At 39.6% G+C, this 26532-nt stretch carries 23 protein-coding genes and 1 pseudogene; 8 read left to right on the top strand and 16 right to left on the bottom strand.

Annotated features, from left to right (window positions below; genetic code table 11):
* Positions 1-274: 274 nt before the first annotated feature.
* From ACE1TG_RS18205 to ACE1TG_RS18175, 7 genes are all read right to left on the bottom strand, one after another.
* A complete protein-coding gene (locus ACE1TG_RS18205) occupies positions 275-1414 on the bottom strand; it encodes an acyl-CoA dehydrogenase (protein WP_375053831.1) in 1140 nt (379 codons plus the stop codon).
* Between the two features lie 15 nt (positions 1415-1429).
* Positions 1430-2572: an acyl-CoA dehydrogenase gene (locus ACE1TG_RS18200; protein WP_375053830.1), complete on the bottom strand. Its 1143-nt coding sequence runs from the start codon at positions 2570-2572 to the stop codon at positions 1430-1432.
* Positions 2573-2608: 36 nt separating this feature from the next.
* Positions 2609-3457 carry a 3-hydroxybutyryl-CoA dehydrogenase gene (locus tag ACE1TG_RS18195; RefSeq protein WP_375053829.1) on the bottom strand — a complete coding sequence of 283 codons (849 nt, stop codon included), beginning with the start codon at positions 3455-3457 and terminating at the stop codon, positions 2609-2611.
* A gap of 137 nt (positions 3458-3594) precedes the next feature.
* Positions 3595-4782: an acetyl-CoA C-acetyltransferase gene (locus ACE1TG_RS18190; protein WP_375053828.1), complete on the bottom strand. Its 1188-nt coding sequence runs from the start codon at positions 4780-4782 to the stop codon at positions 3595-3597.
* Between the two features lie 219 nt (positions 4783-5001).
* Positions 5002-7110 carry a heterodisulfide reductase-related iron-sulfur binding cluster gene (locus ACE1TG_RS18185; protein WP_375053834.1) on the bottom strand — a complete coding sequence of 703 codons (2109 nt, stop codon included), beginning with the start codon at positions 7108-7110 and terminating at the stop codon, positions 5002-5004.
* A gap of 651 nt (positions 7111-7761) precedes the next feature.
* Positions 7762-9432, bottom strand: coding sequence for an arginine--tRNA ligase (gene argS / locus ACE1TG_RS18180; RefSeq protein ID WP_375053827.1), 1671 nt, complete (start codon positions 9430-9432; stop codon positions 7762-7764).
* The gene (locus tag ACE1TG_RS18175; RefSeq protein ID WP_375053826.1) at positions 9429-9869 is read right to left on the bottom strand and encodes a YwiB family protein; all 441 of its coding nucleotides are present in this window, start codon (positions 9867-9869) and stop codon (positions 9429-9431) included. Before ACE1TG_RS18175 ends, argS begins: the two co-directional genes overlap by 4 nt.
* A gap of 172 nt (positions 9870-10041) precedes the next feature.
* Between ACE1TG_RS18175 and ACE1TG_RS18170 the strand changes: the two genes are divergently transcribed.
* Positions 10042-12078: a transglycosylase domain-containing protein gene (locus tag ACE1TG_RS18170; RefSeq protein ID WP_375053825.1), complete on the top strand. Its 2037-nt coding sequence runs from the start codon at positions 10042-10044 to the stop codon at positions 12076-12078.
* Positions 12079-12328: 250 nt separating this feature from the next.
* Here the strand turns inward: ACE1TG_RS18170 and ACE1TG_RS18165 are convergent, their stop codons facing one another.
* The 3 genes from ACE1TG_RS18165 to ACE1TG_RS18155 all read right to left on the bottom strand — a co-directional run bounded on the left by ACE1TG_RS18165 (position 12329) and on the right by ACE1TG_RS18155 (position 14843).
* Entirely contained in the window at positions 12329-12850 is a 522-nt protein-coding gene (locus tag ACE1TG_RS18165; RefSeq protein ID WP_375053824.1) for a YwhD family protein, read from the bottom strand.
* Between the two features lie 182 nt (positions 12851-13032).
* Positions 13033-13533, bottom strand: coding sequence for a YwgA family protein (locus ACE1TG_RS18160; RefSeq protein ID WP_375053823.1), 501 nt, complete (start codon positions 13531-13533; stop codon positions 13033-13035).
* Complete coding sequence (locus ACE1TG_RS18155) at positions 13533-14843, bottom strand: HD domain-containing protein (RefSeq protein WP_375053833.1); 1311 nt, start codon at positions 14841-14843, stop codon at positions 13533-13535. The genes ACE1TG_RS18160 and ACE1TG_RS18155 overlap by 1 nt, the downstream gene beginning before the upstream one ends.
* A gap of 97 nt (positions 14844-14940) precedes the next feature.
* Here ACE1TG_RS18155 and ACE1TG_RS18150 point away from each other — a divergent pair, with 97 nt between their 5' ends.
* Positions 14941-15792, top strand: a complete 852-nt coding sequence (locus tag ACE1TG_RS18150) for a lipoate--protein ligase family protein (RefSeq protein ID WP_375053822.1) — start codon at positions 14941-14943, stop codon at positions 15790-15792.
* A 162-nt stretch (positions 15793-15954) separates the two neighbouring features.
* Here ACE1TG_RS18150 and pta read toward each other — a convergent pair whose 3' ends face one another.
* A complete protein-coding gene (gene pta, locus ACE1TG_RS18145) occupies positions 15955-16923 on the bottom strand; it encodes a phosphate acetyltransferase (protein WP_375053821.1) in 969 nt (322 codons plus the stop codon).
* A 202-nt stretch (positions 16924-17125) separates the two neighbouring features.
* Between pta and hemQ the strand changes: the two genes are divergently transcribed.
* The 4 genes and pseudogenes from hemQ (at position 17126) to ACE1TG_RS18125 (ending at position 19348) form a co-directional block, all read left to right on the top strand.
* The gene (gene hemQ / locus ACE1TG_RS18140) at positions 17126-17866 is read left to right on the top strand and encodes a hydrogen peroxide-dependent heme synthase (RefSeq protein WP_375053820.1); all 741 of its coding nucleotides are present in this window, start codon (positions 17126-17128) and stop codon (positions 17864-17866) included.
* Between the two features lie 222 nt (positions 17867-18088).
* Positions 18089-18512: pseudogene (locus tag ACE1TG_RS18135) on the top strand (cell wall hydrolase).
* Positions 18513-18526: 14 nt separating this feature from the next.
* A complete protein-coding gene (gene gerQ / locus ACE1TG_RS18130; protein ID WP_375053819.1) occupies positions 18527-19000 on the top strand; it encodes a spore coat protein GerQ in 474 nt (157 codons plus the stop codon).
* A gap of 96 nt (positions 19001-19096) precedes the next feature.
* Positions 19097-19348 carry a hypothetical protein gene (locus tag ACE1TG_RS18125; RefSeq protein WP_375053818.1) on the top strand — a complete coding sequence of 84 codons (252 nt, stop codon included), beginning with the start codon at positions 19097-19099 and terminating at the stop codon, positions 19346-19348.
* On the opposite strand, the gene ACE1TG_RS18120 is transcribed toward ACE1TG_RS18125, so the two are convergent.
* The 4 genes from ACE1TG_RS18120 to ACE1TG_RS18105 form a co-directional block, all read right to left on the bottom strand.
* Positions 19343-19711, bottom strand: a complete 369-nt coding sequence (locus ACE1TG_RS18120; protein ID WP_375053817.1) for a DUF423 domain-containing protein — start codon at positions 19709-19711, stop codon at positions 19343-19345. The two genes, ACE1TG_RS18125 and ACE1TG_RS18120, sit on opposite strands and share 6 nt — an antisense overlap.
* A 27-nt stretch (positions 19712-19738) precedes the next feature.
* The gene (locus ACE1TG_RS18115; RefSeq protein ID WP_375053816.1) at positions 19739-20023 is read right to left on the bottom strand and encodes a YwdI family protein; all 285 of its coding nucleotides are present in this window, start codon (positions 20021-20023) and stop codon (positions 19739-19741) included.
* A gap of 162 nt (positions 20024-20185) precedes the next feature.
* Positions 20186-20314, bottom strand: a complete 129-nt coding sequence (locus tag ACE1TG_RS18110; RefSeq protein WP_375053815.1) for a hypothetical protein — start codon at positions 20312-20314, stop codon at positions 20186-20188.
* A gap of 417 nt (positions 20315-20731) precedes the next feature.
* Positions 20732-21031 (bottom strand): phasin family protein, encoded by a 300-nt coding sequence (locus ACE1TG_RS18105; protein ID WP_092491410.1) that lies wholly within the window; start codon positions 21029-21031, stop codon positions 20732-20734.
* 659 nt (positions 21032-21690) lie between these two features.
* Between ACE1TG_RS18105 and ACE1TG_RS18100 the strand changes: the two genes are divergently transcribed.
* Positions 21691-23820: a choice-of-anchor J domain-containing protein gene (locus tag ACE1TG_RS18100; RefSeq protein WP_375053814.1), complete on the top strand. Its 2130-nt coding sequence runs from the start codon at positions 21691-21693 to the stop codon at positions 23818-23820.
* Between the two features lie 120 nt (positions 23821-23940).
* Positions 23941-25290 carry a YjiH family protein gene (locus ACE1TG_RS18095; RefSeq protein ID WP_375053813.1) on the top strand — a complete coding sequence of 450 codons (1350 nt, stop codon included), beginning with the start codon at positions 23941-23943 and terminating at the stop codon, positions 25288-25290.
* Between the two features lie 393 nt (positions 25291-25683).
* Here ACE1TG_RS18095 and ACE1TG_RS18090 read toward each other — a convergent pair whose 3' ends face one another.
* Positions 25684-26511 carry a sugar nucleotide-binding protein gene (locus ACE1TG_RS18090; protein ID WP_375053812.1) on the bottom strand — a complete coding sequence of 276 codons (828 nt, stop codon included), beginning with the start codon at positions 26509-26511 and terminating at the stop codon, positions 25684-25686.
* Positions 26512-26532 lie beyond the last annotated feature (21 nt).

Below are 26532 nucleotides of genomic sequence, written 5' to 3'. Positions count from 1 at the left end.
CAACAATTAATTTACATATATGCTCTTTAAATTCCCGTTCTTTCCATTCTCCCATAATAAACACGTCCTTTTTTAAAATTATACACGATTCTCATTTTGACGTGTCCATTAAAAAGACTAACTTTAACTTAAGCCATAATCATGTGAACTCGAGCCGATTTTGTGACAACTTGAGCCAATGTGGTGCTAGCGCTCGAAATTACGGATCGACCGTTCGATATTGTGAACATTGGCGAAATCACTGTGAATAACGGCAAAAACGCCATATTCTTAGTTATTTCGTCAGCATACGTCCGATAACCAAACGCTGAACTTCATTTGTTCCTTCGTAGATTTGTGTAATTTTCGCGTCACGCATATAGCGTTCTACTGGATAATCTTTTGTGTAGCCATAGCCGCCGAATACCTGAACGGCCTCGACCGTTATGCGCATTGCTGCATCTCCGGCAAAAAGTTTTGACATAGCAGATGCTTTTCCATAGGGTTGCCCCTCTGATTCCAGCCATGCAGCCTGATAGGTTAATAGACGGGAAGCCTCGATTTCTGTTGCCATATCCGCTAACTTAAATGATATGCCTTGGTTCGCTGCAATTGGCTTGCCAAACTGTTCGCGTTCTTTTGCATAATCAACCGATGCATCCAATGCACCCTGGGCGATTCCCAGTGCCTGTGCCGCGATTCCATTACGACCACCGTCAAGTGTAGTCATCGCAATTTTGAATCCATCTCCTTCAGCACCCAGCATATTTTCTTTCGGAATACGACAGTTTTCAAAAATAAGTTCGGTAGTTGGTGATGAACGAATTCCGAGCTTCTTCTCTTTTTTACCGAAAGTGAATCCTTCTGTTCCTTTTTCAACGATGAAGGCACTAATCCCTTTATGCTTAGCATCAGTATCTGTTTTTGCAAAAACAATATAGATATCTGCAACTCCACCGTTGGTAATCCACACTTTGTTACCATTTAGAACGTAATGGTCACCGTCTTCTTTTGCCACGGTTTTCATGGATACAACGTCACTTCCAGCACCTGGTTCAGATAATGCGTAGGCACCTAACGCTTCACCGGTTGCCAAGCGATAGAGGAATGTTTTCTTTTGCTCTTCATTTCCGTATTTATAAATTGGCCAGCTTGCAAGCGATAGATGTGCTGATAATGTAACACCTGTTGATGCACAAACACGTGATAGCTCCTCAACAGCAATTACATAGCTCACATAGTCAGCCCCGATTCCACCGTATTCTTCCGGCCATGGAATTCCTGTCAGGCCAAGCTCAGCCATTTTATCGAAAATATCACGGTCAAAGCGCTCTTCTTCATCACGCTCAGCAGCAGTTGGTTCCACATCTTTTTTTGCAAAATCTCGGACCATCTTACGCAGCATTTCTTGTTCATCTGTTAGTTGAAAATTCATAATCTGTTGTCCTCCTTAGTCTTTTAAAAGGTTTTTGGCTATTACAATATGCTGTATTTCGTTTGTTCCTTCATAGATTTCGGTTACTTTGGCATCACGGAATAAGCGCTCTACCGGATAATCCTCGGTAAACCCATATCCACCATACACCTGAACAGCTTCGATCGCAGCTTTCCTTGCAGTTTTGGATGCATACATTTTCGCCATTGATGCTTCCTTGTTACACGGCACGTTGCGTTCTACTAGTGATGCAACGTTATAGACTAATAGTTTTGCTGCCTCGACTTCTGTTGCCATATCAGCTATTTTAAATGATATACCCTGATTTTTCGAGATTGGCTTACCGAATTGTTCACGTTCTTTTGCATATGCGGTTGCATGCTCGACTGCCGCTTCACCAATTCCTAATGCTTGCGCAGCAATTCCAATGCGCCCGACATTCAGGTTCGCCATAGCGATTCTAAAGCCATCACCTTCATTGCCAAGAAGCTGTTCTTTTGGAACGACACAATTGTCAAAACTTAGTGGCACCGTACTTGATCCATGCAGACCCATTTTTTTCTCTGCTTTACCAATTTCAAACCCCGGTGTATCCTTTTCAATTATAAACGCACTGACACCTTTCGCGCCTGCTTCATCACTTGTACGGGCAAACGTAATAAATGTGTCAGCCGCTCCGCCATTTGTAATAAACATCTTTGAACCATTTAAAATATAGTTATCGCCATCTTTTTTTGCTCGTGTTTTCAGGTTTGCAACGTCAGACCCTGCACCTGGTTCGGTAACAGCAAAAGCGCCAAGAAACTCGCCTGATGCCAATTTCGGCAGATAGTATATCTTTTGTTCGTCATTTCCAAAATATAAAATTGGATTTGTACCAACAGATGTGTGTACTGATAAAATAACTCCGATTGTTGCACTGACCTTTGAAAGCTCGTTAATAGCGATAATATAGGATGTATAATTCATCCCGGCACCACCGTACTCTTCCGGAATTGGAATCCCCATCAATCCAAGCTCACCCATTCTTTGGATAATTTCTTTTGGAAAACGGTCCTCTTGTTCCATTCTCTCAATTTCCGGCTGTACTTCTTTTTGGGCAAAATCCTGAACCATTTTGCGCATCATTTCCTGTTCGTCGGAAAAATTAAGATTCATTCTAAATGCCCCCCTTCCTGTCTTTCTTGGTAGTTTTTAATATTGATAAAATCCTCTTCCTGATTTCTTACCTAACCAGCCTGCTTTTACATATTTTCTAAGTAATGGACATGGACGGTATTTGCTATCGCCATATCCTTCATGCAACACTTCCATAATATACAGACATGTATCAAGTCCGATAAAGTCTGCCAGTGTTAATGGCCCCATCGGATGATTCATACCGAGTTTCATTACTGTATCTATATCCTCTACCGACGCTACTCCTTCATGTAATGAAAAGATCGCCTCATTAATCATCGGCATAAGAATACGGTTTGCAGCAAAGCCTGGTGAGTCGTTTACTTCTACTGGGCTTTTTGATAGTTTGTTCGTCATATCCTCAATTGCCTGATAGGTTTCGTCGCTTGTCTGTAATCCACGGATAATTTCAACAAGCTTCATCACCGGAACAGGGTTCATAAAATGCATCCCGATAACCTGGTCCGGACGGTTTGTTGCTGCTGCAATCTCGGTAATTGGCAGTGATGATGTGTTTGTAGCCAGGATTGCATGTTTTGGGGCAATTGTATCAAGCTCACCGAATACTTTCGTTTTCACATCCATGTTTTCAACAATTGCTTCAATTACGAAATCACGTGATTGTGCATCCTGCAAATCAGAGGATGGTGTTAGCCTGTTTAGTGTTTCCGTTTTATCTGATTCACTGATTCGTTCTTTATCTACTGCCCGTGTTAAGAGCTTTTCAATGTTACTCATGCCTTTTTCGAGCGCTTCTTTGTTCATATCATTTAACAGGACGTCAAATCCTGATTGTGCAAAGACCTGAGCAATTCCTGCGCCCATCTGTCCTGCACCGATTACCATAACTTTATTAAATGCCATGATGTAGGTCCCTCCTTGTTTGATTTAATTGTGACCTTGAGCCGGGAAGTTGTGAACTTGAGCCGAATTTGTGACAGTTTGAGCCGATTTCGTGTGAACTTAAGCCAAATGTGTGTCCGTTTGAGCCAAACACCCTACTATTGCTTCGGTACTTCAATCAGCATTGCGTCACCTTGACCGCCGCCACTGCAAATTGCTGCAATTCCGATCCCGCCGCCTTTACGTTTCAGTTCATGGATTAATGTCAAAATAATCCGTGCACCACTTGCGCCGATTGGATGACCAAGGGCTACTGCTCCGCCATTTACATTCACTTTTTCCGGATCGATGCCTGCGATTTTGCCACTCGCCAGTGAAACAGCTGCGAAAGCTTCGTTAATTTCAAATAAGTCTATGTCATCTTTAGAATAGCCCGTTTTTTCTAGCAGTTTGTTAATAACAAGTCCTGGCGTTTGCGGGAAATCTTTTGCTTCAACGGCAACTTCCGCGTGACCAAGTACAGTTGCCATCGGAGTTTTCCCAAGTTGTTCAGCCTTTTCATCTGACATAACAACAAATGCGCATGCACCATCATTCACACCTGGTGCGTTGCCAGCGGTAATTGTTCCGTCTTTATCAAACGCCGGGCGTAAACTAGCCAGGCGCTCCACACTAGTATCTTTACGTGGTGCTTCATCCGTATCAACAACAATTGGATCACCTTTACGTTGCGGCACTTCCACCGATACGATTTCATCTGCAAATTTTCCATCCTCAATTGCTTTCACTGCACGTTGATGACTGCGGTATGACCACTCATCCTGTGCTTCTCTCGTCAAATTGTATTCGTCAGCTGTGCTGTTTCCGTAATTACCCATGTGCACACCTTCGAAAGAGCATGTCAGCCCATCATGAACCATCATATCTTTCACTTTTTTGTCTCCCATACGGTTACCCCAGCGAGCATCCGGGAGGAAATATGGTGCGTTACTCATGCTTTCCATGCCACCAGCAACAATTACATCCTCATCACCAAGACGAATCAGCTGATCAGCAAGCGTTACACTGCGTAACCCAGATGCACAAACTTTGTTGATTGTTTCTGTTTTAACATTCCAGGGAATTCCTGCTTCTCTTGCTGCCTGCCGTGAAGGGATTTGCCCTTGACCTCCTTGCAACACGCTTCCCATAATTACTTCATCGATCTCTTTTTCATCAAGACCTGCACGGTTTAATGATTCCCGAATTGCTTTTCCACCGAGCTGTGATGCTGTGAATGGCTTTAAGCCTCCTCCAAATTTACCAAATGGTGTTCTAGCTCCAGATACGATAACTGTTTTTCGCATACTCTCAACATCCTTTCAAAGATTTAATTTGATAACGCTTTCTAAATTAATGATTAAAAAACAGAATGCTCTTGCAATGCCCTGATTTATAATTCGATTGAACGCTCGCTCAATCTGTTGCCGAAAAAGTAGAGGGGCGTCGATACCCCTCTATTATTCAGGCAGTTAAGAAAGCAAAATACGCTTTCATAAGAATCCCTTTAACGAATGCCTAGTTTTCTAAGCTGTTTTTGCTTCGTCTTCAACAAATACGGACAATGCGAGAATTTCTGCTACATCCAATGTGCTGATATCTTCATCAACTTCTTTGGCTTTTGTACCATCACTTAACATTGTCAGACAGAATGGACAAGCGCTGGAGATCATGGTTGATTGTGTTTCCATTGCCTGTTCTGTACGTGCAACGTTGATGCGGTTACCAGTTGTTTCCTCCGTCCACATCAGACCACCGCCAGCACCACAGCACATGCCATTTTCTTTACTACGCTGCATTTCCACCAATTCAAGACCTGGAATTGATTTCAAAATTTCACGCGGCGGGTCATAAACACCGTTATATCTTCCCAGATAACATGAGTCATGATATGTTAGCTTTTGGTTGATTTCACGTTTTGGTTCAAGCTTGCCATTCATCACCATGTCATAGAGCATTTGTGTGTGGTGATAAACTTCTGCTTCAAAACCGAAATCAGGGTATTCATTTTTGAAAATATTATAGGCGTGTGGATCGATTGTTACGATCTTCGTCACACCATTCTTCTCAAATTCTTTAATATTTTTCTCAGCAATTTCCTGGAATAGGAATTCATTACCGATACGGCGAGCCGTATCACCAGAGTTTGTTTCCTTATTACCTAAAATTGCAAAACTGATTCCCGCCTGATTCATTAGCTTAGCAAACGCCAGTGCGATTTTTTGGCTTCGGTTGTCAAACGAGCCCATGGAACTTACCCAGAAAAGGTATTCGAATTCTTTATCTTCTTTTTTCAATTCCTTTACTGTAGGAATGTATGCTTCTTCATCAAGCTCACGCCATTTGATGCGATCCTTCTTCGATAGTCCCCATGGATTACCTTGACGTTCTATGTTCATAACCGCACGTTGAGCATCCGGATCCATTGTACCTTCTGTCATAACTAGGTAACGGCGCATATCAATGATTGTTCCAACATGCTCGTTATTTACCGGACAAGCATCTTCACAGTTACGACATGTTGTACAGCCAGCAAGTTCTTCCTGTGTAATAACATCGCCGATCAGGCTTGCACTTTCCATGCCTGCTGCTGCTTCATTTGAACCGGCACTTGCTGCTTGATTCCCATTGGTATTTGAAAATGCATAAGAGGGAACCCAAGGTGAATTACCTGTGACAGCTGCACCTTTTTCCGTTAAGTGATCACGAACTTTAATCATGATATCCATCGGTGACAGCATTTTACCTGTTCCGGATGCCGGACATACATCTGTACAACGTCCGCACTCAACACATGCATAAAAGTCGATCATCTGATGCTGTTCAAAATCTTCTACTTTTCCAACACCGAATGAAATTTCATCTTCGTTTTCTTCTTCATCAATGTCGAAGTCTATTTTTTTCAGCTTCCCTGGAACACGCTTGCTTAAAAATACGTTAATTGGAGCTGCAATTAAGTGTGCGTGTTTAGATTGTGGTACATAAACAAGGAAAGATAGTATTGTGATCGTATGAATCCACCAAAATACGTAGAATAGTACCATAGCAGCCGCTTGCGGCATCCAGCCAAATGCTGCTGCTACTAAACTAGCAATAGGCTCGGTCCATGTTAGTCCTTCACCATGCCAGATTAAGGCCATACCGTTCCCTGCTAAAACAGATACCATTAATGTTCCAATAAATATAAGAACAAGTCCTGCTTTAAAACCACGCTTCAGACGCACAAGTTTCTCGACATAACGACGGTGAAACGCCCATGCAACAGCAACAAGTATCATCAACGTTACAAGTTCCTGGAAAAATGTAAATCCTTCATATAATGGCCCAAACGGTAAATGACTGCCTGGTGCCAATCCTCTTATAAACATATCAATCGCACCAAATTGTACGAGTAAAAACCCATAGAACATCATTACGTGAATGGTCCCGGATTTTTTATCCTTCAATAGTTTCGATTGACCAAAAACGATTTTTCCTATACGGCGGAAACGTTCCTTAAAATCACGATCAAACTCAGACTTCTTACCGAGTTTAATATAGGATATGCGTGTAGCTACTACTCTAGCGAATAAATATAAACCATAGATGACGATTGCTATAAATGCTAGCAAATTTATCAATAAAAATGTGTCCATCATCCGCTCCCCCTTTTGTCTTAGTATAACGAAAAATGATAGCGATTGCATTAATTATAAAAAATTATAGATGCGCACCCCTACTATTTTTTAAGTTTAGTATACTAATACTTTATATGTGAATGATCATTCAGTCAACTCATTTTTAGGGAGTTGTGACAATTGTCATAATTAACTTGCTGCTATAAAAATAATATGACAGCTAATGCCACTTTTTTAGATTCAGAAACGATTGTAGTTATTGAAACATGCACCCATTCCTATTATGTCACACAAATTCATTGCCAAGGAGCATTTTTTTCAAGGGAAAAGTATCGTTTTTGATTTCTAAGGATGTTAGCGGACAGCAGTGCTTCTATCTGTGACAAAATGAGGTGATATAAGGTTTAGGCGGACACCAGAGCCCTTATTGAGGTAATCTATTACCATTTTCGGATGATTTTCAATGAATAAGGTATCCTGTGTCCGAAAATATTGTCAAATAGCATATCTTATCGAAATAAGAGCTTGTGTGTCCGCTAAAGTAGTTGTTTCTTAATCTGGCTTCTTCGGCAGCTTCAGCAAAACTTTTTTGAAAATTCACTTAGGGTTGAGGTTCAACTCGAATTTACATTTAAAAAACTTGCAGAGGCCATAACCCCTGCAAGCTGCTTACATTTTTTCCGGTGCTGATACACCTAGGATTTGTAATCCATTTGCAATTGTAATCCGTACTGCTTTCATTAATGCAATACGTGCTTTTGTCATTTCTGGTTCATCCTGGTTCAAGACTTTTTCTGCATTGTAAAAACTGTGCAGCAGTGTTGCAAGGTCAAACACATATTGCGTTACTTTGTGTGGTGTGTGTTTTTCAGCAGCTTCTGCAATCATTTTTGGAAACTCACCCAGTTTTTTGAGTAAGTCAATTTCTTTTTCAGCAGTTAACAGTTCTGCATTAAACTTTTCATCATTCGCGAGTCCTTTTTCTTCTGCCTGTTTCAGCATTGTACAGATTCTTGCGTGGGCATACTGAACATAGTAGACAGGATTATCATTCGATTCGGAACGTGCAAGATCCATATCAAAGTCAAGCTGTGAGTCGTTTGAACGCATCACGAAATAATACCGGACAGCATCAACGCCAACTTCTTCCATTAATTCACGCAACGCAACTGCCTTGCCTGTTCGCTTACTCATGCGAATCTTTTCGCCGCCTTCAAACAGGCTTACCATTTGAATGACTTTTACATCGAACTTCTCAACCGGATAGCCAAGTGCTTCAATTGCTGAACGCATCCGGGCAATATAGCCATGGTGATCAGATCCCCAAACATTGATAATTTGGTCAAAGCCACGTTCTATCTTATTTTTGTGGTAGGCAATATCAGGTGTCAGATACGTATAGCTGCCATCCTGTTTAATTAGCACTCGGTCCTTATCGTCACCAAAGTCCGTTGAACGGAACCATGTTGCTCCATCCTGCTCATAAACATAGTTACTATCCTTTAAGGTTTGGACTGCTTCCGTTACTTTGTTGTTATCATATAATGATTGCTCGGAAAACCAGTTATCAAAATAGACGCCAAAATCGTTCAGGTCTTTTTTCAGTTTATCAAGCTCATATGTTAAACCATACTCTTTAAAAAATTTCACTCGTTCCGTTTTATCTGCATCGGCCCATTTATCGCCATATTCAGTGGCTAATTGTTTGCCGATACCAACTAGATCTTCACCATGATAGCCGCCCTCAGGCATTTCTGCATCATGACCCAGCGCCTGCAAATACCGCGCCTGAATGGATAATGCCATGTTATCAATCTGATTTCCGGCATCGTTAATGTAATATTCCCGCTCAACATTATAGCCTGCTGCATCCAGGACATTGCAGAATACATCACCAAATGCTGCACCACGGGCATGTCCAAGGTGCAAATCACCGGTTGGGTTTACGGAAACAAACTCAACCTGAACTTTTTTACCCTGCCCTGCTTGCGTTTGTCCATATGTTTTACCAGCTTTCAATATCGTTGGGACAAGTTCACCTAGATAATCATTTTTCATGAAAAAATTAATAAAACCTGGCCCAGCAATTTCCACTCTTTCAATTTTTGCTTTTGATTGATCAATATTTGCCACGATATCATCCGCTATCTGACGTGGTGCTTTTTTGGCGACCCGTGCCAGCTGCATCGCGATGTTTGTAGCAAAGTCACCATGGGCCTTGTCCTTTGGTTTTTCTAAAATAACGGATGGCAATTCATTTTCCGTTGCGAGGTTCGCATTAAGGACAGAAGCAGCGATTTCCTGCTTTAATACATCCTCTGTTTGTGCCAAAACGTTCATTGGGAGTCCTCCTCTTTAATTGATAGTGTTATTTGTTGCTTACGTTCTTCCTGTCCATTCAGCTTCACTGTATAGTCGAGTTTTAACAAGCCATTTTGCTGATCGGCAAGCTCTTGGTATTGCATCGAATTTGTAAAAGTTTCCATATGTATATGACCATATTCATGCTGGAATACATTTTCCGATGTTTGTCTTAAACGGAATTGCTGATGCATTTTAACTGACCCTATTCGCTTAATACTAACCTTATCAGCATGAATCGTTATCAGATTATTAATTAATGATCCGTCGTCCGCCTTCTCCTTAAAGGTAAGTACATCTATATTATCTTTTTTATACAAATTCCCATTTTCTTTAACAGTATTGTATTCTGTCTGCCCATCATCGTTAATAACTGTCTGAAGTTCAATCGAAACCTCTTTTGGTTCTGAATTCATCAAATCGCTCCTGCTTTATATAATTTCCTATTATAGCGATAATTGTATGCATTTATCAACACAAAGTAGTTATTTAACCATTACCACTATATATCACTCATGATTCTACGTTTATTTCTGGTTATCTTTTCCCATAATGGAAGTAATGAAATTTTACTGGAGATAAAAGCCTATGAGAAAACTTTTCCGATTGAAAAAAAGCCAGCTTATTCTACTAATTCCTATTAGCATGTTCATCCTTGGGGTCGTGTGCCTTGCAGGGGTTTATTTGGTAAGCTTTTTGCTCGGTCCCCCGAAGCTTACAATCGATCAAAATACAATTTATTATAGCATAAATGAAGAAGTGATTGGCGAGGAACGCGGTACCGAAAATCGGTACTGGGTGGATTTGGAAGAAATGTCTCCTCAATTAATTAATGCAACTTTAGCAATCGAGGATCAGCATTTCTATGACCATAATGGATTTGATTTAAAGCGGATTGCCGGCGCGGTATTATCAGATTTAAAGAGCTTTTCATTAAAGGAAGGTGCGAGTACACTCACACAGCAATATGCCAGGAATTTATATTTGACCCACGAAAAAACATGGTCCCGTAAACTGAAGGAAGCCTTTCATACAGTAAGGATTGAAATGTACTATTCCAAAAATGAAATTCTGGAGGGCTATTTAAATACGATTTACTATGGTCATGGCGCACACGGTATTGAAGCAGCCAGTAGGTATTTTTTCAACAAATCTGCTAAAGATTTATCATTAGCTGAAGCTTCAATGCTGGCAGCAATTCCAAAAGGCCCTACTTACTATTCTCCGCTTAATGACCGGGATAATGCTGAAGATCGGCAAAAACGAATTCTAAGGCTAATGCAAAATGATGGTGACATAACAGAACAGGAGTATTTTCTAGCCAGTCGGGAAAACCTTGGATTCACAGAACAGGAAGAACGGGAAAAGATTGCAGCAGCTCCTTATTTTCAGGATACTGTTTTACTAGAGGCTGGTGATATTCTAAACGTGGAATCTGACTTGGTTCGGTCAGGCGGATATGAAATTCATACGACATTGGATGTTGACTTGCAGCAAGAGCTAAAACGCAGCGCTAAAAATGTTATTCAACCTGAAAGCAAAATAAATATCGGTGCAATGGCTATGGACCCAGCTACAGGAGGTATTCGAGCTCTTGTAGGTGGAAGGAATTATCAAAAAAGCCAGTTTAACCGTGCAGTCAGCGCAAAACGGATGCCTGGATCAGCCTTTAAGCCATTTTTATATTACGCCGCCTTAAATAATGGCTTTACACCAAGCACCATGTTAATGAGTAAACCAACAGCATTTGAACTTGAGGATGGAAAGGTATATCAGCCGAGCAACTATAATGGGTATTATGCCAATGAGGAAATATCCTTAGCTCAGGCAATAGCTTTATCCGATAACGTTTATGCCGTAAGAACGAATCTGTTCCTTGGTGCCAAAACACTTGTTGATACGGCTAAAAAAGTTGGAATAGACGGCGACTTACCTGCTGTACCGTCCTTGGCGCTTGGAACTGCTGCGGTATCTGTTGAGGATATGGTGACCGGATATGGCACGATAGCTAATGGCGGCAATCAGATAGAAGGACATACTATCACAAAGATTATTGATCGTCATGGAAATACAGTATTTAAAAGAAATCAAAAAGAAGGTAAACAAGTGCTCGACCCTAAATCCGCATTTATATTAACTCATTTAATGACTGGGATGTTTGACCGGTCACTGGATGACTATATGGCGGTGACGGGATCATCAATTGCCAATCAATTGAGTCGTACTTATGCTGGAAAATCTGGGACAACGAACACGGACAGCTGGATGATCGGATACAGCCCTTCACTTGTTGCAGGAATCTGGACAGGATACGACAATAACGACCCTATGGTAAAAACCGAAGAAGTCCGCTATGCCAAAGATGTTTGGGCAAAATTTATGGAAGCTGCTCACGAGGAAAAGCCATTAACAAGGTTCACTGCTCCATCAGGTGTTGTAGGAATACCAATTGATCCTGCTTCAGGCGAGCGGGCGACAACATACTGCGACACAAGCCGTGTCATGTACTTTGAAAAAGGAACAGAACCAGCAAAATATTGCTCAGTCCACCTGCCCGACGGCAAAACGGAAGAAAACAAAAAACAAAAAGGATTGCTCCAAGAATGGTTTGATAAACTATTTTAGTCGGAAGGTTCCCGGGTGGTGCCTGTCCCGGGTGGTGCCTGTCACTTCCCGCTTTATGTCAAACTTTGTCGAGCGCGACCACACGAAAATAAAAGAAGCTGACTCCTGTAAGGTCCATCTTACGTTTGGAGTCAGCTTCTTTTTTGTCCTAGCAATACATGAGTTAGCCCATGTATATACATTTTACAAATTTCTTGATTAAAGTACAAGTTGTAAATCAATTGTTCATAATACGGTCACAAAATGTTCATTATTTCGGAAGTACTTCTTTTAACTCATCAGAAGAATTGTTCCACATATCTCCACCTTCAAAGTCGGCAAGGAAATCTTTTAAAAGCTTTTTCGAATGATCATCCATGTGTTCAAGCATAATTTTGCCTTTTAATGATTTTTCCATGTGAGTCACATGCTCAGGCATTGATTTATAAGCTCGTTTGATTGAACGATCAACACGGACTTCACTTCCGCAAACACCAGAAAAATAGGCGCCATTTTCGTTTTTTTCAACATTCACCCAAACAATCCAATATAATTTTCCATTTGGTACCTCATCTTTGTTAGGTATAAATTTGACACGTCGCTCTATTTCACTTCGGGCATGCATTGCGCCCATATCTACAAACGCACGATCTTCATTAGGGTCAATAATCACCGGGGACATATTTTCAAGACTGATTGTTCCGGCACCATAACCGCCATGGCCGTCCGTTGAATCATCTTTAAGTATTGTAAATTGATTAGTCTTCTTTTTATTCTGGTCTTCTGAACTCACTTTTTAACCCTCCTACTTAGGTTTTAATTAATATTCTAGCATAACCGCAGGCTTCATTTCATCCATTACAATTTATAATCGAACGTTTTGACACAAAATCGATAAACTGCGAGACAATACAAAAAGCCTCCAGTGATTATAGAGCAACAAAACATGCGAGGAAAGCGCAAAAAAACCCACCATTATTGAGGTGGGTTAATTGCTTTAATAAATTGGCTTGCTTCCGTTATATCATCATTTGTATACTTTTGCTTCGGCTTGACGGTATGTATCTTTTCAAACATGTCCGTCTCCGTTAAATCATCAAAATAAAGCATGGTCGATACAAGTTCAAGAAAGCGCGAACTCTTACCTTTTAATAATTGGACCTGCTTTGTCATATCAGGCATGTCCAATGTAAATTGGTTCAGAAATTCCTTACCATCCACAGTAATACTGTAATTATATTGAAAATAGTTACTCTTTTCCTCTTTTTCTTCAGCAATAAAGCCCAGATTACATAGTTCTTCTGTTCGGAGTGAAAGTTCTTCAGAGTACGGTCCGTAGAAATGAAATTGGTATTTTTCCTCAAAAGGAATATCACATTTTTGTAAAATATAAATCATTTTCTGCAGCTTCTTCCGCCCGGTAACTTCATTTGCTACAGAAAAAAATTGCATTAATTTCGCATGATTAGTTAACATTATTTTTCCGCTCCTTCACCATATAATAACTCAAGAATTCTTCGTTTGGCTGGGCAATCATCACTAAGGTCATCCAACGAATCTTTAGGAAAATACAGCTTATGGTCCGTGCGTTTTTTCCCTGAGATAGCTTCAACGATATCCGAATGACGGGAAAGTTCTTTCAGTTCATCATTGGGCATCATCAAATGAATTGGAAGTCGTTCTTCCTCTTCACCAGGGCGGTAGAAATCATAAGGCAGATCAGATGATGAATCGACCACAAGGTAATACTCAGGGTCAATTCCGGCCTCCTGAAATAACCGATAAAGCTCCATCCATTCATTCATTTGCTGGTTTGGGTTAAATTCAATATATTTAAGCAGGCGACGATTCATAAACCGCTCACACAAATCACTTAAGATTTCGTCATCTTCTTCCTGCCATAATTGAAAATAGTAAGAGACAATCGATTCGTCCAGCTTCAAATAATCAGCTAGATCAACCTTTTCCTTAAAAAATGAAATAAAGTGCATTGGCTTCAGTTTAAAGGTATAATTTGTCTCAAATAAATATTTGGCACGATGGAGGATTTTTGACAAGATGACTTCTGCGCTTCTTGTTACAGGATGAAAATAAACCTGCCAGTACATTTGATAGCGGCTCATGATATAGTCTTCCACCGCGTGCATTCCACTTGATTTAATGACAACCTGGTCATCAATCGGACGCATCACACGTAAAATCCGTTCCATATCAAAATGGCCGTAGCTGACACCAGTGAAATAAGCGTCACGTTGCAGATAATCCATCCGATCAGCATCAATCTGGCTTGAAATGAGACTGACAACTAACTTGTCCTCGTATGTTTTATCAATCACATCAGCAACCTTTTTAGAAAATCCAGGTGAAACGCGCTCTAAAATTGTATGTATATGTGTATCACCCATAATAATTTGCTGGGTAAAATGCTCATGATCCAGCTTAAATACTTTTTCAAACGAATGGGAAAATGGTCCATGACCCAGATCGTGAAGTAAAGCCGCACATAAGCACAGCAGACGCTCATCATCATTCCAATGCGGTCGGTTTTCGAAATTATAAAGAATCCGGCGAACAATTTCATAAACGCCTAATGAATGGTTAAAGCGGCTATGTTCTGCTCCATGAAATGTTAAATTAGTCGTTCCAAGCTGTTTAATCCGGCGTAAACGCTGAAATTCCGGTGCTGCGATTAAATCCCAGATCACACGATCCTTTACATGAACATATCTATGGACAGGATCTTTAAATACTTTTTCTTCATTTAATTGTTCATCTCTGTACGCCATTTTTCCAACCCGTTTCTTTTCGACATTATTTACTTTATTATATAATGAATAACCCAAGGATAAAAGAGCCAATCTTTATGAGCAAAAGGAGAAAACTATGAAAAACTGGAAGGAAATCGTCAGGCACAAGCAGTTTCGCTATCTCGATCATTCAAAAGAAAATTTATTTGATAAAAAAGTTTATACAGCCTTAACGTCGTTTGCAATTGATGATGTACTGGCGCTATCTGTTGACAAAAAAAACACTGCACCTGCAATAAGGCTATGGGTCCACCCTGATACGGTTGTGTTAGGCATCCCCGATGCACGATTACCTTATATTGAAGAAGGCGTAGAACTGCTGAACGAACAGGGATATCATGTTGTTGTCCGGAATTCCGGAGGATTAGCAGTCGCATTGGATGCAGGTGTTTTGAATATTTCGCTGATTCTGCCTGATGTGAAGCATATTTCCATTCATGATTGTTATGAGGCGATGGTCAGCTTTATCCAGTACATGCTACGTGATTTGACAAATAATATAGAGGCATATGAAATCGTCGGTTCCTATTGCCCTGGAGACTATGATTTAAGTATCGGCGGCCTAAAATTTGCCGGAATCTCACAGCGTCGTGTAAAAGATGGGGCTGCTATTCAAATATACATAGATGTGGAAGGAAAAGGTGTTGAGCGAGCAGCAATTATTCGTGATTTTTATAGTGTAGCTCTTAAGAACGCTGAAACCAAGTTTTCCTATCCAGATGTCGATCCAGCAACAATGGCTTCGCTAAATGAACTTTTAGGGGCAAAAATAACAGTTGATGAGATGAAGGAGCGTGTTTTAGAATCCCTTCAGCACTTTAGTGACACGATTGTAACAGATGATTTTTCTGTTGATGAACTGGAGGCTTTTAAAACAAGATACGAGCAAATGGTCAAGCGGAATGAGAAGATTGCTGGGATGCAATGATTTATCGACTGGGGATTTATTTTATCGACTGCAATAACTGTTTATCAACCTGTATACCCATATATCAACACAAAAACTCATATATCAACCAACCAGCATACGATATCAACTTAAAAAGACTTACAGCAGAACTTCAATCCGCTGTAAGCCTTTCTCTTCCCGTTATGCTTGTGCTGCTGTAATGATTGCCAGTTTATAAACATCCTCTGCGCTGCACCCTCGCGATAAGTCGTTCACCGGTTTGTTGAGTCCTTGCAGAACTGGACCAACCGCTTCAAACTCGCCTAATCGCTGGGCTATTTTATACCCGATGTTTCCCGCTTCAAGACTTGGAAAAATAAATACATTTGCATCGCCATTAAGCACGGAATCCGGAGCCTTTTTCGCAGCAACACTTGGAACAAATGCAGCGTCAAACTGAAACTCACCATCGATTACGAGTGAAGGATTTTTTTCTTTTGCAAGATTTAATGCATTAACAACTTTATCGGTTTCTTCAGATTGAGCCGAACCTTTTGTTGAAAAACTAAGCATTGCAATACGTGGATCTACATCAAACAATTCAGCAGTAAGAGCGCTCTCAGCTGCTATCTCCGCCAAATCCTGACTGTCAGGGTTAATGTTGATTGCACAATCAGCAAACACATATTTTTCATCGTTACGAACCATGATAAATACGCCGGAGGTCTTTTTAATCCCATCCTTTGTTTTTATAATCTGTAATGCGGGTCTAACGGTATCTGCCGTTGAATGTGTCGCACCACTAACAAGTCCATCTGCCTGGTTCATGTATACAAGCATCGTTCCAAAATAATTCGCATCAAGCAATATTTCACGTGCTTGTTCAGCTGAAACTTTTCCTTTACGGCGTTCAACAAACGTTTCCACCATTAATTCAAGCTCAGCAAAGTCTTTTGGATCCATTAATTTACATGTAGCTATATCGACACCAATTTCTTCTGCTTTCTGTTTCATCTTACTCCGATCGCTTAATAAAACAGGGGTTAGAATACCTGCAGCACCAAGTTGGCTTGCCGCGGTCAGTACTCGTTCATCCATCCCTTCCGGAAAAACGATCGACTTGTCAGTTGTTTTTATTGTATCACTTAATTGATCAAAAAGATTACTCATGATGGAGCACCTCCTATTAGCGTTATGTTCTACTTAAAATGATAATTGATTATCCAGCCTATTAAAAGGAATCACCCTTGATTTTTACTGTAGTTTTGACGGAGTAGTGACAAAAACTTATTCCATGATTATCGTTCCCTAATTATGATATAGTAAAAACATATGATGAATAATCTTAAAATTAATGAAGGAGAGATATAGAATGGCAGCTCAAGCAGTTGAAACCTTGGATGGCTGGTATTGTTTGCATGATTTACGGACAATTGACTGGACATCCTGGAAATATGCATCCAGTGAAGAACGCGAATCAGCAATTCATGAATTTAAAAACCTACTTACCAAATGGGAAGCAGTTGAAAATGAAGAAAGTGGAAGTCATGTACTATATAAAGTTGTTGGCCAAAAAGCTGACTTAATGTTTATGTTTTTACGTCCAACTATGAATGAACTGACTGATATTGAAACGGAATTTAATAAATCAAAATTTGCTGAGTTTCTTCTTCCTGCCCATTCGTATGTATCTGTTGTTGAGCTTTCGAAATACGGGCCACAGCATGCAGAGGATGATCCCAGAACACAGGAACGCCTGAAACCGATTCTGCCTAAATGGGAGCATATCAGTTTCTATCCGATGAACAAAAGTCGCGATGGCGAAGATAACTGGTACTCAGTTGATTTTAAAGAGCGGGCAAAATTACTTTATGAACATAGTAAAACTGGCCGTAAATACGCTGGAAACATTAAGCAAATTATCACTGGCTCATTCGGTTTTGATGACTGGGAATGGGGCGTAACCCTGTTTGCTCATGATCCTTTACAGCTAAAGAAAATTGTTTACGAAATGCGCTTTGATGAAGTAAGTGCACGATTCGGTGAGTTCGGCGAATTCTTCGTTGGAAACCACTTGGCAAAAGATGATATTGACGCTTATTTACACGTATAAGCTGGATTAAAGATTGTCTCGAGATATTCGGGGCAATTTTTTTTGTTTAAATTGGATATAAAGCATCAACCGGATTTCAGGAACTTCAACCCCATCGAACAACTTAAATCAAAGCAACCAATAAAAATTCATTTTCAGGACAGTCATTATTCCGCCCATACTTTCATACACATATTTAGTAGGTCCAACCAGCATCAGCTACAGAAGTGAGGTGTATTTGGTGTGGCTGTAATTAGATACAACCAAAAAGGATTAAGACTACTAGCAAGATTAATGCGTGCAGAATCTGAAGGTGACGGAAAACTTGGAATGCTTATGGTTGGAAATACTGATGTAAATTGAGTCCGTGTTGACTGTCTGGATTTCACAGAAATAACTAATTTAAATGAGATGGTTTTCCAAAGTCTGGTGGGTTTGAAGCAACGCAAAAAGGCTATTTTTATCAGAGAGCCCGTCAGAAAGATATAAATTTAACACGTAAGGTTATTAAGGGAAAAAATGGTATCATCCAGCATCAAACTCTTTATGGTTTTTCAGGCCAGACGGCACATGTCCAGCCAAGTGGTTTGGGCAGTGGAACGTAGGCAGGTACAAAGCACATTGTTTTTATGCACCAACAGTATCTGAATGTCCAAAAGCATACTAATAGGAGGTTTTTTTATGAGTGAAAATGAGAAAAGCGTAAATCAAGGCTTTACAAATTCTTACCAACAGTATCCTTATTATTACTATCCACAATTTTCTCCAGCATATTACCCAGCTTATGACCCGAGACAAGTGCCTCAAAGTCCGCAGAACCAGCAGAATCAGCAGGCACAACAACAGCAGCAACAGACTGATGGTATGGGGCAACCGCAGACTGGTAACGGACAGCTTCCAATGGAGCAATCGTACATTGAAAATATTCTCCGACTAAATGAGGGGAAAGCTGCAACAGTGTATATGACTTTTGAAAGTAACAGCCAGTGGAATGCTAAAATTTTCAGAGGAATTATTGAAGCAGCTGGGAAAGATCATATTATTTTAAGCGACCCTCAATCAGGAAAGAGGTATTTACTCCTAATGATCTACCTCGACTATGTAACGTTTGAAGGGGAAATCAATTATTCATATCCTTACGGCAACGAAGGATAAATGATCCAAAATCCACAACGACAAACAACTTTTGAATGTTAGAAAAACTTGGTACAAAACCAAGTTTTTCTAATATCAACAACAGGGGGAACTAAAATGAGACATCCTTATGAGAAATTCATTCGCCTTGAATTGATAACCCTTGTTTTAGTTGTGATCATTGGGCTTATTTCAGTCTTTCAAGGTATTCTTATCATTATGTTGTTTAGTTTATATTTGTTATCTATCAGTATTTTTTGTGAAGCGCTTATCGCAATTAACACGCATAATACAGCAGAAGGTGCTAAACAGTTTGTTAAAGCTGCCATGCTTATGCTTATCACAACCATCCTTCTTTTTCAGCTATAAATATTTCATAACAGCATATCCAAGTAGCACCCAGCCGATTAGAAAAGCAACGCCACCAATTGGTGTAATCATCGCAAATGTTTTAATTCCAGTAGTTGAGTAGATATATAACGTTCCGGAGAATAATAGAATTCCAATCAGGAACATCCAGCCTGCAAAGATCAACCCCCCGCTTTGTAATTTCGCCAATAGTAGTCCGGTTACAAGTAATGCCATTGTATGAAACATTTGATAGTTAACTGCCTTGTCCCACGTTTTTAATGCCTTTTCGGACAACTTCCCTTCAAGCCCATGTGCTCCGAATGCACCAAGAGTAACTGCCAGGAATCCGTTTATTGCTCCAAGAATTAAAAATAATTTCATCTTCATGCACCTCTCTTTTTCATGCTGTTAAAAGTCAAATAAGGAACTCCCATTTGCATCATCATCTTCTTCTTGATTATGACGTGTTATGTTTTGCTTCCGACTGTTATTGCTCTCCCCGATCATTGCTTTCATTTCCTCAGTTGAAATCTCACTGCTATCCGATTTTGGCTTTTCTTCCAATATTAGTTCACAAAGTAGCTGTACATTCGCAATATGTTTTTGCACAGCGTCATTATTATCGTTTTTCTGCTGTGCTTGTGTTAGCTCTTTCATCATTTTTTGTATGATTGTATCAGTTCCCACTGCCATAATAATCACTCCTTGTATCTACCCTAAACTCAATTAAGTATAACACTACTAACTTAATTACAAAAAGCCTTGGAACTTACCCCCAAGACTTATTGGATCAATCTATTATATCGTTTCTTGCTCATTATGTAAGTAAAAGGGATAACAAGATTAACTATGACTTTATACGTTTACCTGCTGCTCCCTCGTATAGCGCTCATAAACCCATTGTAAAAACTCTACTTCGTTCTTGTACAACTGCCTTCCAAGCTTTTTTTCCGTGTCCTCCAATAGATGCAAAAAGCTTTTCATAACGCTATATCCCCCCTATTGTGATGCGCCCCGTATCCTTCCCTTTTTTAATTGTATCGTTATTTATAAAGGTAATCAACAGAAAATTTGCCAAATTGCCAAATTAACTGATAAAATATTCCTATATATTCGTGACTATCAAGTTTTAAATGGTAATATATTCCTAATTTTCAAATCTTACACTAAGTAAGCGAGATAAACCAGAACTACAATAAACACCCATATAATATCAACGAAACGCATCCCCAGCACTTAAATTTTAATATTTCCTAAACAAAAAAAGAGCAAATTCCTATTTGGAAAATGCCCTTTCTACAATATTTCGTATCAGATAAAGAAGCGGTTCAGTAAAGCGTACGAATTGTAACCTCGTACTCCGAAGCTGAACCACTTATCCTTCAGAAGTCTGCTTTCACTCTATTCTTCATCCAGTTTTTCTTCTAAGACTGATATGCGTGCGCGTAATTCGTTGATCTCTTCTTTTGTAGCTAAACCAAGTTCCTTTGCCATGTCTTGCGTTTGTTCAAATTGCTTGGTGCTCCACTCGTCTGTTTTCATTTCACCCTTTTCAACGAAGTTACGCATGACAGTCCTTGCTTGCTCCTGCGACAGCTCATTTTTGTCTACGAGCTCCTGCAGTTTTCGATCAAGCTTTTCTTTTCCACTTACTGCTGCTCCAAGGCCTAATAAAAATCCTTTTCTTAAAATATCGCTCATTCTCTACACCCCCTACTTACTTCTTATTATAAATTAATAGTGTTTTTTAAAAAAACAACTAAAAGCGTTATTAAAAATACTTCTTTAAAGGTGCCATATTGCAGATTGCAATATACAAGCACCCATCCCAATCATCGCAAAAATAATTCCCTATAGCAATAAATAGAAATCGTATCTCTCTTTACATGCTACTACTCTAATTGCTATTCCCCATTTTCCAGTCAGCCTAACATAGCTCGAGGAATTGAATGAATCATCCTAAGCTAACTAAATTTAGTAAATAAAATCCATTGTTTCAATAATTATATCATAATCAATCCTAATTAATCTTTAGATGTGTATCCTGAATTCGAACGTAACTTACAATTATACAAAGTCCTTCTTTCATATGAACGTTAATTTCAATTTCCCATTCTTCTTTTAATAATTATTAACCCTTACCCACAGCATTAAAAACACTAAACATGTACAGTTCTGTCGAAAAATTAATTTTTCTGCGCAAAAAATAATTCTTTATACCTATTAAATCGAGAAAATAGTCGCACAAATAGTTACAATTAACTATTTGTAATATTTTGAAAATTAGTAACAGCTTGTTTATAATAGGACTATATAGCGAATCCTTGCTATATAATTCTATGAATCCAGGGAGGTTTTTTATGAAGAAGTTAGTAGCATTTCTTTCAGCTAGTGCATTAGTCTTATCGTTAGCAGTTCCAGTAGCAGCTAACGACGCGCAAGAACTGCGTGACGAAGTATCCAATTGGGATGCAGAGCGTTATGGTGATACAGTTGACATTACGTCCCACCTGAACAAATTATCCAAGGATGAGGATTTCCAAAAAGAAGCGAGGGAGACTATTAAGGAATCGGCAGAGGAGCTAAATGACAGTGACTCAGATGCTGGTTCGTCTGAAAGTGATGAAAATTTCACCTATGATGGTGGAACTAAACTATTCTTAGATCGTAACTTAGCGTTTAAAGAATTCACTCTGCGCAGCGTTGGCGATAACGTGGAGATTTGGGTTGCCAATGACCTAAGTTTTCCTGAAGGTGATCCTCGTGACCCACAAGTTGTCACACAAGAACAGGCAGACAAGCTTCGTGATGAATTTGAATCTAATATCTATCCGACCGTAACGAATTTTTTTGGTACACCAGATTCACTTAATGGAAGTAATGCACCATTACCTGGATTGGTAGGTCTCCCAGAGGGCTATTATCAATCAGAAGATGGCAGCGATAAAGTTATCATGCTAGTCGATAATATTCAGGATGAGAATTACAACGATCCAGATTACCCATTCTTTGTTGCAGGGTTTTTCTGGCAAACATTAGAGATGTATATGGATCGTAATATTATTACTATTGATGCGAATAATTGGGAAGAACGGTTAGAAAGTACATTCTTCTCCACCACCATTCATGAAATGCAACATTTGATCCACGCAGATAATGACGCAACTGAAACATCATGGCTGAACGAAGGGTTTTCCACATTTTCCGAATACCTAGGCGGTTATGGCCATGATGCGGGTTCAATTAACTTCCTACTAGACCACCCAGAGAATTCATTAACAAATTGGGATGACCATTTAAATGCTGAAACAGGTCCGGAAACGATTGCTGACTATGGATTGGTTTACCTGTTCACCCTTTACAACTATGAACAATTTGGACAGGATTTCATTTTAGATGTTGCTAAAAGTCCGTTGACTTCAATTGAAAGCTATAACCAAGCGTATCAGGACAACGGAATTGACGAAACATTCCAGAGTGTTTACGAGAAGTTTGTTACGGCAGTTTTGATGGACGAGCCTGATAATGTAAAAGGGAAAAAAGGTATTTACGGATTCGACCTAATCGACTTACGTGAGCTTCCGGTAGATAACGAAGGAACTGAACGTGGTACGACTGTAAATTTTGAAAAAGCCAAGCTATATGAGAAAGATGGTGTTCCGGCATGGGGCGCTGACTACAAGGTATTAGATTTTGACAGCAAAATTAAAAATATCAACTTTGATGGAATTGACTTCCTGCCAATGAAGTGGGAAACTGCCGCAGACCCTCTTGATTCAGCAAACGATGTGTTCTGGGGTAATGAGGGACATGAAGCTGATCACAATCTAATATTCGAGGCTGACTTATCCAATGTATCTGAGGCAACACTTAATTTTGATCACTTCATGGACATTGAAGAACAGTGGGATTTCGGTGCTGTCCAGGTTTCCACTGACAACGGCCAGACATGGACTAGTCTTGCTAATGAAAATACCCGCTCAGACGTTGTTCCTGAGGGCTATCCAAAAATCAAAGAAAACCTGCCGGGATTCACAGGACATTCTGAAGACTGGATGCAAGAAAGCTTTGACCTTTCCGAATATGCTGGTGAGCAGATTCACATCTCCTTCCGTTATTTAACAGATTGGGGATACAATGACACCGGCTGGTTTGTAGACAATATTGCTATACCGGAAATCGGATTAAGTTATGACGGCTCTAGTACTGACGGTTTCCTATCAAAGACAGAGCTATTAGAAGAATACGTTAACTATACCGTTACATTTGTAAATAAAGACAAGCATGGAAAATACAAAGTAATGCACATTGATCCTTTTAATGTTACGGATGAAGACGCACTACAATTAAGACAACTGTTCAAAAAAGGAACCAACTACATGACAACCTGGTACTCTGCACCGTCTGACCAAATAGATCCTGTTCCATTTGAATATGAGATTGAGCTAAAATCAAATAACGGAAATGGGAAAGACAAAGGTAATAGGTAATATTTATCAATTTCAAAAAAGGCTGATCATCCATACGATGATCAGCCTTTTTTTCTAGTCATAATCATTAGGTTCTATTATAATAGAAAGAAAGCGTATTCATTATACAAGGGGGCACCTATGAAGAATAATTCATATAACACGAGCGATCATTTAAAATTTATCATCCCATCGCTACTCGGGATATTCCTGTTTATGACTCCAGTTGGAACTGGAGATGGCATGACAATTCCAATTGCTGTTTTAGCCGGCTGGGTACAGGAGCTGCTTGCCAATCAGCTGTCAGCAATCATGATGGTCATCATTATAATAACAGCAGTTATGACCATTATTGCCAGATCTCTTGGTATGGAAGCATTTAGTAAGACTCCTTTTTTTCAACAATTATTCCATGTAAGTATATTTTGGACAATAACGCGTGTGCTAGCAGCTATTTTTGCTGTCATGGTATATTTTCGACTTGGACCAGAAGCAATCCATGGTCCCGCAACAGGACAGTTATTGTTAGGTGATTTACTGCATGTGCTTTTTGCCGTATTTTTATTTGCTGGCCTATTTTTGCCACTATTAATGAATTACGGTTTGCTTGACCTATTTGGTACATTGATGACTAAAATAATGCGCCCATTATTTAAACTGCCAGGACGCGGGTCAATTGATTCACTTGCGTCATGGATTGGGGATGGCACAATTGGTGTCCTACTAACGAGTAAACAGTATGAGGATGGCTATTACACCAAGCGTGAAGCAGCCATTATTGGTACAACGTTTTCAGTTGTTTCGATTACTTTTACCTTGGTGGTTATTAGTGAAGTAGACCTAATGAACATGTTTATTCCGTTTTATTTAACAGTACTTGCAGCAGGGTTTGTTGCGGCACTAATCATGCCACGAATTCCGCCGCTCTCCACAAAAGCTAATACGTATATTACTGAAGCTGACGGCGGGATCGAAGAAGAAATTCCTGAGGGGTATAATACACTGACTTTTGGCTATAAAAAAGCATTGGACCGCAGCCGGAAAGAAACGAGTGTCACTAAATTCTTTAAAGAAGGTGGTCAAAACATCCTTGATATGTGGATGGGTGTTGCACCAATCGTAATGGCTTTCGGGTTAATTGCATTGATTATTGCAGAATTCACACCGTTATTTACATGGCTTGGGCTTCCGTTTATTCCATTATTGGAGCTGATGCAGGTTCCATATGCTGAAGCAGCATCCGAGACTATTTTAATCGGATTTGCCGATATGTTCCTTCCTGCCATCATTGGGTCCTCCATTGAAGCAGAAATAACCCGATTTATTATTGCAGCTTTATCGGTTACACAGTTAATTTACATGTCAGAGGTTGGTGGACTTTTACTAGGCTCCAAAGTACCTGTCTCATTTAAAGATTTATTTATCATCTTCCTATTACGTACACTGATAACATTGCCGATTATCACCTTAATTGCGCATATGTTGTTTTAAAGGAAGACCGTTTCTAAGCGTTTGCTGTTTTTGACAGAAAAGATGTAAGCTGTGACAAAATGTGAAAAAATACTTGAGCGCTATGACACCGCTCCGTTGCGGGAGTATTGCAGCTGCGTTGTCAGTGAGCTCCACTAAATACTAAGAACCGATTACCTTATACTGTGTAGCAGGCTTATATAAAACAATGGTTAAAGAGCATCAAAATTTATTAGAAAACTTGGCATTCGCCATGCCTTTGGGTGAATTGCCTTAGTTGCACTTATGCAGATAAGAAAGCAGTTATACTTTCTTATCTGCCAAAATGAGCCAAAAAACAAACACCCCACCATTTCAAAATGGTGGGGTGTTTTAATTTATAAATTAATAAAAGGGGGTATTATAGTATACGTTTTAACGAAAATTTTGTTTCGTTATTTTTGTAATTTTTTCAGTATCGAGTGAAGTATTTTTCGGTACTTCCTGATTCACTATCTCTTCCTCCGAATCTTTTTCAACAAGATTCATATCGTAGCCAAATTCCTCAGCCTTTTGCCGCATGAACTGATAAAAACTCTGATTTTCATCTGGTCCAGCATGATATACACCTGTAACATCATTCTGGACAAATTCGACTGTTACAGCTGCGAGATCGTCAACATGAACAAACGTACGAACTAAATCGTTCCGAAAAGCTATTCGTTTATCGGACCGAAGATGATATGCTAGCTTATCAGTTCGTTCATCAAGTTTGCCTATTTTGTTCTCACCATAAACCGGCCCGGCACGCAATATAGCATAATTGGACAGTTCTTTCGTGATAAATCGTTCTGCCTTCACTTTTGCATTAGCATAGCCTGCAAGTAAATGGTCATCTGGCAGTTTTGACATTGGATCTTCCTCATCATATGGCCCTTTACCCTCTGTAAATACAAAATCAGATGATATATAAACTAGTTTTGTTTGTAGTGTAAGATGCGTGATTAAGTGCATAAGACCTTGATCAACCAGTTCATGTTCATTAGGTCCGCTCATCACTGACCATACGACCACATCCGGTTGTGCCTTCTTAAAGAAATCAGAAAATGATTCTGGCTGATTAATATCAAGTTTATACAAATCATCAAACATGGTCGGTTCTGTTAGATATGTGCCAACCACATCTACATCAGTTGTTTCCTTTAACAGTTTATATATGGAAGCACCTGTATAGCCACTTGCTCCAAATACACATACTTTCATTCTTTTCACCTTCCCTTTCTC

It is taken from the genome of Virgibacillus sp. JSM 102003 (assembly GCF_041949995.1).
In the GTDB taxonomy this organism is placed as follows: Bacteria; Bacillota; Bacilli; order Bacillales; family Amphibacillaceae; genus Lentibacillus.
The sequence above is the reverse complement of the archived record's forward strand: the minus strand, read 5'-3'. Positions and strand labels throughout refer to the sequence as shown.

What these genes read in the sequence shown, in the direction of transcription:
- ACE1TG_RS18115 (WP_375053816.1), bottom strand. Translation starts at nt 20,023, where the DNA reads ATGGCAGTGGGAACTGATACAATCATACAAAAAATGATGAAAGAGCTA.
- ACE1TG_RS18185 (WP_375053834.1), bottom strand. Translation starts at nt 7,110, where the DNA reads ATGGACACATTTTTATTGATAAATTTGCTAGCATTTATAGCAATCGTC.
- ACE1TG_RS18175 (WP_375053826.1), bottom strand. Translation starts at nt 9,869, where the DNA reads ATGAATTCAGAACCAAAAGAGGTTTCGATTGAACTTCAGACAGTTATT.
- ACE1TG_RS18105 (WP_092491410.1), bottom strand. Translation starts at nt 21,031, where the DNA reads ATGAGCGATATTTTAAGAAAAGGATTTTTATTAGGCCTTGGAGCAGCA.
- ACE1TG_RS18090 (WP_375053812.1), bottom strand. Translation starts at nt 26,511, where the DNA reads ATGAAAGTATGTGTATTTGGAGCAAGTGGCTATACAGGTGCTTCCATA.
- ACE1TG_RS18110 (WP_375053815.1), bottom strand. Translation starts at nt 20,314, where the DNA reads ATGAAAAGCTTTTTGCATCTATTGGAGGACACGGAAAAAAAGCTTGGA.
- ACE1TG_RS18205 (WP_375053831.1), bottom strand. Translation starts at nt 1,414, where the DNA reads ATGAATTTTCAACTAACAGATGAACAAGAAATGCTGCGTAAGATGGTC.
- ACE1TG_RS18095 (WP_375053813.1), top strand. Translation starts at nt 23,941, where the DNA reads ATGAAGAATAATTCATATAACACGAGCGATCATTTAAAATTTATCATC.
- ACE1TG_RS18120 (WP_375053817.1), bottom strand. Translation starts at nt 19,711, where the DNA reads ATGAAATTATTTTTAATTCTTGGAGCAATAAACGGATTCCTGGCAGTT.
- ACE1TG_RS18150 (WP_375053822.1), top strand. Translation starts at nt 14,941, where the DNA reads ATGAAAAACTGGAAGGAAATCGTCAGGCACAAGCAGTTTCGCTATCTC.
- ACE1TG_RS18160 (WP_375053823.1), bottom strand. Translation starts at nt 13,533, where the DNA reads ATGTTAACTAATCATGCGAAATTAATGCAATTTTTTTCTGTAGCAAAT.
- argS (WP_375053827.1), bottom strand. Translation starts at nt 9,432, where the DNA reads ATGAACGTTTTGGCACAAACAGAGGATGTATTAAAGCAGGAAATCGCT.
- ACE1TG_RS18200 (WP_375053830.1), bottom strand. Translation starts at nt 2,572, where the DNA reads ATGAATCTTAATTTTTCCGACGAACAGGAAATGATGCGCAAAATGGTT.
- ACE1TG_RS18190 (WP_375053828.1), bottom strand. Translation starts at nt 4,782, where the DNA reads ATGCGAAAAACAGTTATCGTATCTGGAGCTAGAACACCATTTGGTAAA.
- ACE1TG_RS18125 (WP_375053818.1), top strand. Translation starts at nt 19,097, where the DNA reads ATGAGACATCCTTATGAGAAATTCATTCGCCTTGAATTGATAACCCTT.
- pta (WP_375053821.1), bottom strand. Translation starts at nt 16,923, where the DNA reads ATGAGTAATCTTTTTGATCAATTAAGTGATACAATAAAAACAACTGAC.
- gerQ (WP_375053819.1), top strand. Translation starts at nt 18,527, where the DNA reads ATGAGTGAAAATGAGAAAAGCGTAAATCAAGGCTTTACAAATTCTTAC.
- ACE1TG_RS18100 (WP_375053814.1), top strand. Translation starts at nt 21,691, where the DNA reads ATGAAGAAGTTAGTAGCATTTCTTTCAGCTAGTGCATTAGTCTTATCG.
- ACE1TG_RS18155 (WP_375053833.1), bottom strand. Translation starts at nt 14,843, where the DNA reads ATGGCGTACAGAGATGAACAATTAAATGAAGAAAAAGTATTTAAAGAT.
- hemQ (WP_375053820.1), top strand. Translation starts at nt 17,126, where the DNA reads ATGGCAGCTCAAGCAGTTGAAACCTTGGATGGCTGGTATTGTTTGCAT.
- ACE1TG_RS18170 (WP_375053825.1), top strand. Translation starts at nt 10,042, where the DNA reads ATGAGAAAACTTTTCCGATTGAAAAAAAGCCAGCTTATTCTACTAATT.
- ACE1TG_RS18195 (WP_375053829.1), bottom strand. Translation starts at nt 3,457, where the DNA reads ATGGCATTTAATAAAGTTATGGTAATCGGTGCAGGACAGATGGGCGCA.